At 48.6% G+C, this 12,347-nt stretch carries 11 protein-coding genes; all 11 read left to right on the top strand.

The genetic code is table 11. The features are described from left to right. Positions 1 to 28 precede the first annotated feature (28 nt). The 11 genes from IEW11_RS10875 (at position 29) to IEW11_RS10825 (ending at position 12,300) form a co-directional block, all read left to right on the top strand. Positions 29 to 1,381, top strand: coding sequence for a sensor histidine kinase (locus tag IEW11_RS10875; protein ID WP_188531098.1), 1,353 nt, complete (start codon positions 29 to 31; stop codon positions 1,379 to 1,381). Positions 1,382 to 1,402: 21 nt separating this feature from the next. After that, positions 1,403 to 2,092, top strand: a complete 690-nt coding sequence (locus IEW11_RS10870) for a response regulator (RefSeq protein WP_188531097.1) — start codon at positions 1,403 to 1,405, stop codon at positions 2,090 to 2,092. 163 nt (positions 2,093 to 2,255) lie between these two features. Beyond that, the gene (gene leuB, locus IEW11_RS10865; protein ID WP_188531096.1) at positions 2,256 to 3,335 is read left to right on the top strand and encodes a 3-isopropylmalate dehydrogenase; all 1,080 of its coding nucleotides are present in this window, start codon (positions 2,256 to 2,258) and stop codon (positions 3,333 to 3,335) included. Positions 3,336 to 3,478: 143 nt separating this feature from the next. Beyond that, positions 3,479 to 4,027 (top strand): peroxiredoxin, encoded by a 549-nt coding sequence (locus tag IEW11_RS10860; RefSeq protein ID WP_188531095.1) that lies wholly within the window; start codon positions 3,479 to 3,481, stop codon positions 4,025 to 4,027. A 299-nt stretch (positions 4,028 to 4,326) separates the two neighbouring features. After that, a complete protein-coding gene (locus IEW11_RS10855; RefSeq protein WP_188531094.1) occupies positions 4,327 to 4,752 on the top strand; it encodes a hypothetical protein in 426 nt (141 codons plus the stop codon). A gap of 93 nt (positions 4,753 to 4,845) precedes the next feature. Then, complete coding sequence (sigI, locus tag IEW11_RS10850; RefSeq protein ID WP_188531093.1) at positions 4,846 to 5,661, top strand: RNA polymerase sigma factor SigI; 816 nt, start codon at positions 4,846 to 4,848, stop codon at positions 5,659 to 5,661. Further along, a complete protein-coding gene (locus tag IEW11_RS10845) occupies positions 5,658 to 7,061 on the top strand; it encodes an anti-sigma-I factor RsgI family protein (protein ID WP_188531092.1) in 1,404 nt (467 codons plus the stop codon). The genes sigI and IEW11_RS10845 overlap by 4 nt, the downstream gene beginning before the upstream one ends. 266 nt (positions 7,062 to 7,327) lie before the next feature. Then, entirely contained in the window at positions 7,328 to 8,707 is a 1,380-nt protein-coding gene (locus IEW11_RS10840) for an ATP-binding protein (protein ID WP_188531091.1), read from the top strand. 63 nt (positions 8,708 to 8,770) lie between these two features. Then, complete coding sequence (locus IEW11_RS10835) at positions 8,771 to 10,309, top strand: leucyl aminopeptidase (protein ID WP_229725159.1); 1,539 nt, start codon at positions 8,771 to 8,773, stop codon at positions 10,307 to 10,309. 44 nt (positions 10,310 to 10,353) lie between these two features. Further along, the gene (locus tag IEW11_RS10830) at positions 10,354 to 11,652 is read left to right on the top strand and encodes an MFS transporter (protein WP_229725157.1); all 1,299 of its coding nucleotides are present in this window, start codon (positions 10,354 to 10,356) and stop codon (positions 11,650 to 11,652) included. Between the two features lie 48 nt (positions 11,653 to 11,700). Next, on the top strand, positions 11,701 to 12,300 hold the full coding sequence (locus IEW11_RS10825; RefSeq protein ID WP_188531090.1) for a sulfite oxidase-like oxidoreductase: 600 nt from the start codon (positions 11,701 to 11,703) through the stop codon (positions 12,298 to 12,300). Positions 12,301 to 12,347: the final 47 nt, after the last annotated feature.

The raw sequence follows: 12,347 nt of genomic DNA, 5'->3' as shown, positions 1-12,347 counted from the left end.
AACCGGAAAGCGGTGGTGAGCTGCGCTTATGTTGTTTGTTTGGATTGTGCTTTGGACGACATCGGCATTGATGCTGATGATGAATCGGCGAAATGCATCGATGCGCTGGCTCAGTCTGGTAGCCTTCTGTGGGGGCATGGGGGCGTTAGCGGCGACGATCGGCGACGTCTTGCGTCCTTATCTTATGGCCCAGGAACCGACAAGTACAGTGCGTGACCTATGGCTGTATAGGATGCAGCTTATCTGTTCATGGACGAGTTATTACGGCCTGCCTTATGCTTACTTGCGCTTCACGGCAGCGTATCATTCGCAGTTGCTGCCTGAACGGCTGAGGACGAGACTTCTCTATCTGGCCGCCATACCGCCGCTTGTGATGCTGCTGCTGCCGCCTGAGACGACGGAGTTCCCCGTCCGTTATCCGCTGCTGGCACTGTGGGCGCTGCCTTACTTTGCCGTAGGGACGATTATCTTGCTGATGAAGAATGTCACTACGCGCAGCGAATGGCGGTCGCACGGGATTCTGCTGGCTGCGGTTGTGCCAGCGGTGCTGTTCGCCTGTGCAATGAATTATGTGCTGCCTCTGTTTGGCGTTTACGGGATGTGGCGTTATAATATTTGGCCGATTGCAATCGCTTTTATACTATTCGTCACTTCGCTGTTCACATTTGGCTTTTTAGGTGTACAGCTGCTCATCGAGCGGAGACAGTTGGATTCCTCCATTCGGATCATCACATCCGGTACATCTATTCTTAACCATGCTATCAAGAACGATCTGGGCAAGATGAAGCTGTTTGCAGATAAAATCCTTCGTCAGGCTGAGGAACAAGGAAATGCAGAACTTCAGCAGGATATAAAGGTCATGATGACGGCATCGGACCATATTGAGCAGATGATTCGGAAGGTTCACGAGCGGACGCAGGAACTGAAGCTGGTTCCGGAAAGGCTGCGCTTGTCGGAGCTGGTGTTAGGCTGCTTGGCGGAGATCCAGCCGGCGGTCGAAGGCAATATTGCCGTTCGGACGGAGTTGGATGTGCAAGCAGAAATTATCGCGGATCGTGTGCAGACGATGGAAGCGATCCGTAATGTTATTCAAAATGCGCTCGATGCAATGAAAGAGCAGGGGGAGCTGACCGTTCGCATACAGTCCACGAGGCGTGAAAGCATCGTGGAAATCCGCGATACAGGGCCAGGGATCCCCAAGCAGCATCTGCGTAAAGTGTTTGAGCCGTTCTATACGACAAAAGGCGGGGCAACGATGAATTTCGGGCTTGGCCTGGCGTACTGCTACCATCTGATGAAGCGGCAGGGAGGATCGATGCAGATCTCAAGCAGGCTTGGAGAGGGGACGGTGGTCGCTTTTCATTTTCCAAAAGCATCTTAAATGGGTAGGTGATGGATAGTTATGACCAAGCAGCCATACGAGGTTCCGATTCGTGTGATGCTCGTTGAGGATGATCCGGACTGGCGCAGAGGGCTTGCCCACTACATAAGCAAGGAAGCGGATCTGGAGCTGGTCGCCGAATCCGGGGAAGCGGAAGCGGCGATCAGGCTGGCGAAGCAGATGATGCCGGATGTGATATTGATGGATATTATGCTCGCTGACAGTCCCGAGGGGATTCGATTAACAGGTGAGCTGTCGGAATCGACCGGAGCGCGCATTATCATGCTTACTTCAATGGAGGATAAGTCGCTGATGGTGGAGGCGTTCCGTTCGGGCGCAGTGAATTATTTGATTAAATCGGATTTCAATGACATTCCGGACGCAGTCAGAAAAGCCGCCGTTGATCGCTCCGGCATAGATGCGGCGGCAGCCAGACAGGTGCTCGAGGAGTTTCGCCGCCTGAAGCGGATGGAACGCGAATACGAGGTGTACCGGTTCAAGGAGTCCATAACCAAAACCGAACTGGAAGTATTGTCTATGATCGATAAAGGCTTGACGCAAAGCCAGATTGCCGATCAATCCTTTATCTCGCTAAGAACCGTTAAAAACCATGTGAGCAATATTTTGCGTAAAATCGGGGGCAAGAGCAGTAAGGAGGCCGCACAAAAGGCGAAGGAAATGGGCCTTCTGCAGCCAGAGGATAAACAGTAGACTTCAGAGGCCAATGGGGGAGCCGGGACAACCGGAAATGGCGTGGGAAGTATAGTTATAATTTCAACCTATAAAAATCATAGATTTTATATCTTTGTCTTACGGCCTAAAATATGATACAACTGATATAGTTTAGTCAAAATAGAAGGAGTGTTTGAATCTCATGGCAGACGTAAAAAAAATCGCCGTTATCGCCGGCGACGGAATCGGCCCGGAAGTTGTGGCTGAAGCAATTAAAGTTATGAAAAAAACCGAGGAAATGTTCGGCTTACAGTTCGAATTCGAGCAGGGGCTGTTCGGCGGGATCGCGATTGATGAGAAAGGTACGCCGCTTCCGCAGGAAACGCTTGACATTTGTCAGCGCGCGGACGCTGTACTGCTCGGTGCGGTAGGCGGACCGAAATGGGATAACAATCCGAAGGAGCTTCGTCCGGAAACAGGATTGCTTGGCATTCGCAAAGCGCTCGGGCTATTCTCCAACATCCGTCCGGCTACTGTGTTCGATTGCCTGAAAGAAGCATCAACGCTGAAACCGGAAGTGCTTGAAGGCACCGATCTGATCGTAGTTCGCGAATTGACCGGGGGCATATACTTCGGCGAGAAGTTCCGCCGCGAGGGTGCAAACGGTGAAGAAGCGGTTGATACTTGCGTCTACAATGTCACCGAAGTGGAGCGGATCGTTCGCCAAGCGTTCGAAATTGCCCAAAAACGCAGCAAGCGCCTGGCTTCCGTTGATAAAGCGAATGTATTGGAAACATCCCGCCTCTGGCGTGAGGTTGTTAACCGGATCGCGCCTGAATATCCGGATGTAGAATTGGAGCATGTGCTCGTCGACAACTGCGCGATGCAGCTGCTTCGCCGTCCGTCCAGCTTCGATGTTATTGTAACCGAGAATATGTTCGGCGACATACTGAGCGACGAAGCTGCGATGCTGACAGGCTCCATCGGCATGCTGTCCTCCGCATCGCTTGGTGAAGGAAGCTTTGGATTGTACGAGCCTGTGCACGGCTCGGCGCCTGACATTGCAGGCCAAGGCATTTCCAATCCGATCGCGACGATTCTTTCAGTTGCGCTTATGTATCGCCTGACATTTGGTTACGATGCTGCAGCTCAATCCATTGAAGACGCAGTGAAGGAAGTATTGGATGCGGGCCACCGTACAGGTGACATTGCCGTAGATAAGAGCAAAGCAATCGGTACAGTTGAAATGGGCGATCTGATTGTTGCTGCATTAAAGAAGTAATTTATAATAATTATAAATAAATAATTATTCCAATATTGACATTATTCTTATTGAATGGTACGATTTTATACGTCAGTCACCCTTGTGATGACAGGGATGACAAAAATAAATAAACGCAAAGGCGTATAGGAGGTTCTTATTTCATGGCAGAACGTATGGTAGGTAGACCAGCTCCGGATTTTACAATGGAAACGGCTCTAGGTAACGGTCAAGAGTTTGGAACAGCATCGCTTTCTGATTATAGAGGCAAATGGCTCGTCCTTTTCTTCTATCCTTTGGACTTCACATTTGTATGCCCGACTGAAATTACTGCACTGAGCTCAGCTGCGGATGAATTTAAAAAGCTTAACACTGAAATTCTTGGTGTCAGCGTGGACAGCAAACACAGCCATCGCGCTTGGATCAATACGCCGGTTAACGACAACGGACTTGGCCAACTTAACTTCCCGCTTGCTGCAGACATCACGAAAAGCGTTGCTCGTGACTACGGCGTCCTGATCGAAGAAGAAGGTATCGCACTGCGCGGCCTGTACATCATCGATCCTGAAGGAGAACTGAAATACCAGGTTGTTAACCACAACGATGTAGGACGCAGTGTTGAAGAAACATTGCGCGTACTGCAAGCACTTCAATCCGGTGGACTTTGCCCTATGAACTGGAAACCGGGCGAGAAAACTTTGCTTGCGAAGTAAGAGTTTACTCTCTCTCAGTGATGTTGACCCGGCCACTTTGTGGTTCGGGTCTTTTATGTTGATCTGGTAAATATGCCTGCGGGGAATTGTTTTGTTTCTACAGCAGGAATTTGGGACATCCGAATCGAATAAGAATTAGTAATCTATAATTCATTTATTGATTCACTGCGTAGGCTCGAGGGTAAGATTTTCAATAAGATAATGAGTTCGACCATGCATTGACGGCTGTACTCCACCGAGGGCACGGTCCCCGAGTGAATTGCCTTATGCGTGAAGGTCGCACTATAGGAGGGGTCGAGATGAGCTTCTGTTGTGGCGCAAGCATGATCGGTACAAAGGGAACGTTAAAACATTTCCGTACACATATCCATAATGTTCCAATATTATTCTGTCCGGTATGTCATCAGGTTGATATTCATTATATGATAGAGAACGAATATGAAATTTTGGCAGAATATGCCCATGGCGATGGCGCTTCAGAAGTCGACTTCCACGATTATGTCGATCAAGAAGGCGGATCATTGCTGGAGAATTGCGTCAACCATGAAAATGAAGAACCGATGGACGTGGTCCATAATCAAATAGATATGGCGCTTGATCTGCTAAGCTTTGCCAAGCAGGTTGGCGATGCTGAGTGGGAAACCCAACTAAAACGCCGTCTAGGCGTCCTTAATCAACGCCGCAACAAATTGAATCAGCGGCGCACATCCGAAGGTTATTGTTAGAACGTTTATCCGCCTCCGATTCGGAGGCGTTTCTTTTTGTACCCCCACAATAACAACTGTAGATTCGAATGCTATAAATGTGAGGTGGAGTCGTTGTTACTCGTCTTGTTCAAACGATTCATGGGCAAATCCGGTAAAGCTGACCGGGTGGCAGAGCGGGAGAACGAAGCTCCTGAGATGATCGTGTCACGGATCCAAAAAGGGGATACAGCCCTTCAGGAATCGTTCATCGCCTCTTACCGGCCCTATATAGCAAAAGTAACAAGCCGGTTCTGCAAACGATATATCGATCCGTCACGCGATGATGAATTCAGCATTGCTTTAAGCGCATTTCATGAAGCGATTGGACAGTTTTCTGCGGAAGCGGGCAGATCGTTTCTTGGTTTTGCGGAAACCGTCATCAGACGCAGACTTATCGATTATGTACGCAAAGAACAGCGCCATTCCAAATCCGTTCCGTACAGTTCATTTGAATCCCAGGACGAAGAGGATACCGTTGTTAATCGAATCGAGCAGCAGCAGGCGTTACAGCAATTTAATATAGATTCTGAGGCTGATGAAAGACGTCTGGAGATCGGCGATTTCAACATGCTCTTATCCGGGTATGGGATCTCGTTCTCCGAGCTCGTCGATGTATCGCCTAAACATGCCGATTCAAGGCGGATGCTGATTGACATTGCAAGGCAGCTTGCGATGAATGAGACCTTATTCGAGCAGCTGCGGAGCAAAAAGCAGCTTCCGATCAAAGAACTCATCGCTCTGTGCGGCGTATCGCGCAAAACGCTGGAGCGAAATCGAAAGTATATCATTGCGCTTGCTAATGTATTAAATGGCAGTTTTCCTTATTTACAATCTTATCTGGAGCAATCTGATGACAATATTAAGGCAGAGGAAGGAGTAGGGACATGAATCGCGGAGTGGTCATGCAAATTGAAAAAAACCACCTTATCGTCATGACACCGGATGGTGAATTCAAAAAAGTGCCGAAGCAGCCCGGAAGTGAGATTGGCGATGAAATCCAGTTCCGTTCCTCATCTGCCCGCAGAAACCGGAGATTTGCTGTTCCATGGATGGTTGCAGCTGCTGCCGCGATCCTTATGATTATCATGCTCCCTCGGATGTTTACTTCCGGAACGGAGGTTGTGGCCTACTTAGCAATGGATATCAATCCAAGTGTTGAGCTGGGAGTTGACCGCCAGGAGCGGGTACGTGAGCTGAAAGCTTGGAATGATGACGGTGAATCTATAATCGTAGGGTTGACCTATTCGGGTCTGCCTGCGCAGCAGGTCGTTAAGTCGATTATGGAGCGGGTTCAAACGGGTCCTTATCTGGAATCCGGTGACGGAGATGTCGTCATTACCAGTGTTGTCGTTAATCAAAAGTTGGATTCGACATTCGAAGCAGTGTTAACGGAAAAGGTGAGCCAAGCAGTGACCGAATTACTCCAGCAGACGGAAAGTACTGCCACAGGGGTTCAGGTAACGGTATTGAGCGCACCGCAGGAGCTTCGCGAGGAGGCGCAGCAGCAAGGCGTTACTTCTGGCAAAATGGCAGTTTATTTGTTAGCGAAGAGTAAAGGGCAGGACATATCGCTCGAAGAACTGCGTCAGAATTCGATTCATAATGCGGCGAGATCAAACGGCGGACTGCAAAAGATCGTGGAGAATGAAACAACAGATCAAGCGCAGGAAAAGGCGAAACTGGGCGAGCTGCTGAAAGCGGAGAAAGAAAAAGGCAAAGAGCAGAAACCGGCTAAGCTGAACAATGGGCAGCAGAAACAAGACAATATTAAGGATAGTGACAAAGAGAGAAGCAGAGATACGGATAAGGAAAAAGATAGAGCAGAGGATCAAAAAGATAAGGATAAAGACAAAGACAAAGACAAAGACAAAGATAAAAATAAGGATAACAGAGAAAAGGTTAGGGAACGGGAAAGAGAACAAGAAAGAATAAGAAACCAAGACAAAGATAAAGATAAAGATAAAGATAAAGATAAAGACGAAGTCAGGGACCGGGACGAGGAAAGAGAAAATAGAGCAAGAGATAACGAAAGAAACAGAGTTAAAGAAAAAGAAAAAGAAAAAGAGGACAAGGAAGATAAAGAGAAAGATCGTATCAAGGATAGAGACAAGGATAAAAACAAGGTTAGTAATGAGGATGAAGCCGGGGATCGCGGCGCGGAAAAAGACAAAGATAAAAATAAAGATAACGAAGACAGGAATAAAGACCGGAAGAGAAACGGAGACAATAAAGACAATTCCGAGCGAGAGAAGAGAAATGATAGGGTAGATCAGAACAGAGACGATTAAGGCGGCTTAGGGGATGCGATGACCAGTTCCTAAAACCGTCCGAAGAACGTTGCGGACAAATAAAGCCGGCTCAACATGAGCAGGCTTTATTTGTCGTTTCTGTATCTACAGGATCAGACAATTAGGCTTCGCGGTTCGACATTATCTCTGATTGCGCCAATTATAAAAACTCTCTATGATTAAATAAGACTATTTATCCAATAAATTAAACAATAAAGACGATTGCAAGTTCAGCCCAGCTGATCTTGCTGCCGGGGAGGATTAAGATGCAAGCCATACGAAAGCATTATTTCCCGGCGCTTGCGGAATATGTTCGCAGCGGTAGTGATGTCTCACTTTACCAAGCAACGGAAATGGGTAAACTGCTTAATGGCGGCATTCATCCTGAAGATATAATTGGTATACATGAAGAGACGATTCAAATGCTGGTCGCGAATGTGGAATCCGAGGAAGCGCTGAAGCTCTATAATCGTTCGTTTTTATTTTTGATGGAATTAATGGTTGCTTACCGTTTTCGCATACAACCGGGTGAAACGACGGAGTTTAGCGAAATGAAAGAGTTATTATACAAGTCAAACCGTTCGACACAGTATGTCAAGAACAAGTACGAGAATGTGCTTCAGCATATGGATAGCGGTATCGCTATTTTCGATAGTGACGGAATTTTGTCGTTTGTTAACCTGCAGATGGCAAAAATGATGGATATTCCACGAAAGATGCTGCTTGGCTGTAATATATCCGGCATTTTAAGCCATCCCCAGCTTAAACGTTCAACGAAGCGAATGATACTGAGCCTGTATAAGGACATTGTAAGACGCCGCTGCCGTTATTACGAGATACAGGATGCAAGCGGCCGTCATTTGCTTATCACTGTTACCTTTGGCGATCAGTTGGATGGCGATTACTTGATCAGTGTAAAGGATGTTTCGGATTATAAGCTGATTGAGCAAACCGCTTACCAGAATGACAAGCTGGCGATGTTAGGTAAAATTTCCGCCGCGATTGCGCATGAAATCCGAAATCCGCTCACCTCGATCAGAGGTTTTATTCAGCTGCTGCGGCCGCATCTGCTGCAGTTGGGAAAAGAAGAATATGCCCGGATTATTCTGATGGAAATTGATCGGGCAAATGAAATCATAAATGAATTTCTCAATTCCTCGAAGCCTACCGCGCCTATGAAGCAAGAGGTATCTGTGGTCTCTTTATTAAAAGAGGTCATCCTGCTATCCGAAAGCGAAGCGTTAATGAAAGGCTGCGTTATTCAATTTGAATCTTATGATCAGCAGCCCAGGGTATCCATTGACGTTAAACAGGTGAAACAGGTCATATTGAATATTTTAAAAAATGCACTGGATGCAATAGCCGAGATGGCTGAACTGGACGGGGAACGAAAAGGGCGGATCGATCTGATCGTAAAACAAGATGTTTCCCATGCGATCATAACGATTCGCGACAATGGAAAAGGAATGGATCGCAATACGATGAATCGGTTGTTTGATCCGTTTTTTACGACAAAAGCATCGGGAACCGGATTGGGGTTAGCCGTAAGTTACCGTATAATTCGCAATCATGGCGGATTCATCAAATTGGATAGCTCGATCGGGGAAGGGACGGAATTTAATATCTATTTGCCATTAGTGACATAAAGCATTAGAATCGGGTTAGCACCCGATTTTTTTATTTTATAACGTTAAGGGAGAAGGGGTAACGTGTTGGATTATTCAGTGAATACGCAATTTACATATGGGATGAAAAAGCAGGGAGATACAGCGGCGGACTTGATTATAGTGTTCGTGTCGAAGGAGGATATGGCGGCATCGGGCGGAGAACGTCAATGGGTTCATCAACAAGTGGATGTTGCGTTGCGGGGATACTATGCAAAGTCGGTCTTTAAAGCAAAGCCGCAAGAAATTCAGCTGATACCGACTTTAGGGCTTATAGCGGCATCGCATGTTGCGTTTATCGGTGTGGATTCTGCGCCTCTGTCTGCGGGGCGGCTGCGTGATGCTGCAGCAGCGGCGGCCAAAGCAGCCGTACGGGTTAAAGCACAGCATGTCGATATTCAGCTGCGCCACGACATCGTGATCGGTGCAACGGGATGTGAACCCAAGCAAGCGGCGCAAGCTTTAACGGAAGGTTTCCTGCTTGGACTTTACCATCGCAAGCCGAGCAAACGTGAAGAAGAGGCTCGCCATGAAGTATCGGCTGTCACATGGATACCGGAGGACACGCTTAATGCAGCGGAGTCGGAGGCCCTTCAGGAGGAGTGGTCCGCTGGAATTCAACGCGGAGTCCGGTTTGCTGAAGCGACAGCTTTTGCAAGGGATCTGACTAACCTTCCCGGCAACCGCCTCACGCCTGAAGCGCTCGCGGAAGAAGCGGAGAAGCTCGCTGCCCGGCTGAATATGGATTGCGAGATCATCGATGAATGGACAGCCGCTGAGCAAGGGATGGGCGGTTTGCTAGGTGTTGGCCTTGGCAGTGCCAATCCACCGCGGATGATCGTCCTCCACTATCAAGGCGCTCCCGACAACGATGAAGTATGGGGCCTGGTCGGTAAGGGCATCACCTTTGATACAGGCGGCATTTCACTCAAGAAAGCCGACGGAATGGAAGAAATGATCTCCGATATGGGCGGGGCCGCAGCTGTGCTTGGAGCTATGCAGATTATCGGGGAACTGAAGCCTGCCGTCAATGTTGTTGCAGTCATACCGGCTGCGGAGAATATGCCTTCCGACCGTGCGCTGAAGCCGGGCGATGTCATCACGACAATGAGCGGACGGACGATCGAAATTGTCAATACGGATGCGGAGGGCCGTCTCGTGTTGGCCGATGGCTTAACGACGGCGATCCGGCGCGGCGCAACGAAGCTGATCGATGTTGCGACGTTAACCGGCGCGGTTATGGTTGCGCTTGGGGACCTTATTACCGGTGCGGTGACCAATGATGAAACCTTGATGCAGCGGGTTGTGCAAGCAGGATACCGTGCAGGGGAACGAATCTGGCCTTTGCCGTCTGATCCGTATTACCGCAAACAGTTGAACAGTGATGCCGCAGACATGAAGAACAGCGGCGGACGTTACGCGGGCACGATTACCGGCGGATTATTTATCGGGGTGTTCGCCGAGGAGAAGCCTTGGGTTCATCTGGATATTGGCGGAACCGCCTTTCTGAACAAAGAACGGGGCTGGGAGCCGAAGGGCGCTACGGGCGTTATGGTTCGGACGTTGGCCGAATTATTGACGTAATTGATTTACATTGTAATTGAGGATTGTGGGGAGCACATTAGCAAATGAATATCAGGCACCGAATTTTTATGAGCCGGCGTCCTTCCTCTGAGCAGCGAAAATCGCTGCGCATTGCAGTTGTAGAAGGCATTCCGGCGATGATCATTGCCAACTTGCTTGGCGGACCGATTTTAACGGCCTATGTATTATATTTAGGAGCAAATTCGGCAGAGGTGGGATTGGTGATGGCCATCCCTCCGCTTGCCAATCTCGCGCAAATTATTACTGCTTTTTACATGCAGCGGGTAAATAACAGAAAGTTCTTCCTCACCGCGTTCGGTGCCATTCATCGAACGATGTGGGTCGCAACCGGACTAATTCCATTCATGGTACCGGACCCTTTACAAATTCCTGTATTTATCGCAATGTTCATGATTTCCTTCCTATCGGCCTCGATCTGCGGCGTATTCTGGTCTTCGCTCGTAGCGGACTTCGTTCCGGCTCAGCTTCGCGGGCGTTATTTTGGCATTCGCAATACGATTCATTGGGCAGTCGGCAGCATCTCTTTGCTGGTTGGCGGACAGGTGCTCGAGAGAATGTCGGAAGGTGCGGGATTCACCGTGTTGTATATCATTAGCGCAGTTTTAACGGTATGGAACGCAATCGAGTTATGGCGGTATCCAAATCCTCCTTTTGAGAAATCGGGGGAGTCGAGCAAGAGCGGGTTGTTCCTGAAACCGGTCAAGGATCGCGCATTCATGAAAGCGACGCTGTTTATCGCGTTGTTTATTTTAATCCAAAATATCGCCGTCCCGTTATTTTCCTTCGTTATGTTGGACATTCTAAATATCAGCTATTGGCGAGTTACGGTCATCACGACCGTGCAAATGATTGTTATGATGATCAGTTATTATTACTGGGGCAATTTGAATACGAGATTCGCAACGAAGACGCTGCTGCTCTGGTCACTGCCAGTTATTGCGACGGCCTGCCTACTATGGATCGGGCTGGAATTTATGCCGGTATTTATCGTCCTTATTCTTGTTCATATCTTACTTGGCGTAGGGCTGGGCGGTTATAACCTGCTTGCATTCAATTTTATGATCGGCGACACACCCAAATCGGATCGTCCGATGTACATTGCGATGTTCTCTGCTTTGACGGGGATCACCGGCTTTATCGGCCCGCTTGTTGGCGGAATATTGTATAAACAGATTGAAGATGGACCGTTTTGGATGCAAAGCTACGGGGTATCTGTAGGGACAGGCATCGTCCTGCTGCTGCTTGCGCTTGGAATGGGACCGTTTGTGCTGGGCGGTTCAAAACCATTGCGAAGACAAACAGCTGAAGCCATCCAAAAATGAGCGGCATGATGTAAAATACACTTCAACTTAGAATATGGAGGGATATACATGTTATTCGGATCAACCAAACCGACTGAAGAAGAGGCTCGGCGCACACCACCGGGGCAGCGCCTGACGACAGGGTTCCCGGTGCTGCATCACGGCCAGGTGCCTTATTACCAGGATATGAGCAAATGGGATCTGCGGGTCTTCGGGCTGGTGGAGGAAGAAGCCGTCATCCCGTACAACGAGTTCATGGAGCTGCCGATGAAGGAGTTCCACAATGATATTCATTGTGTAACAACATGGTCGAAGCTGGACAATGTATGGGAAGGCGTAGCGGTGTCTACGATTATGGAGAAGGTTAAGCTGAAGCCGGAAGCCAAATATGTGATGCTGCATGCGGAGCATGGCTGGACGACGAACCTGCCGGTAGAGGACTTCCTCGCCGAAACTTCTTTCCTCGGCATCCGCCACAATGGGGAGATGTTAACGCCTGAACACGGTTATCCGGTGCGCATGGTCGTGCCGCATCTGTACTTCTGGAAAAGCGCGAAATGGCTGCGCGGCATCGAATTCATGGCTGCCGACAAGCCGGGCTTCTGGGAGCGCAATGGGTACCATATGTATGGAGACCCGTGGAAGTCACAAAGATACGATTTTGATTGACGCTGCGTAATCGAATACTAACAATTTTGACTCCATTACAGGAGTCT

It is taken from the genome of Paenibacillus abyssi (assembly GCF_014640295.1).
Lineage (GTDB): Bacteria > Bacillota > Bacilli > Paenibacillales > Paenibacillaceae > Paenibacillus_D > Paenibacillus_D abyssi.
This window is presented reverse-complemented; position numbering and strand designations above follow the sequence as displayed.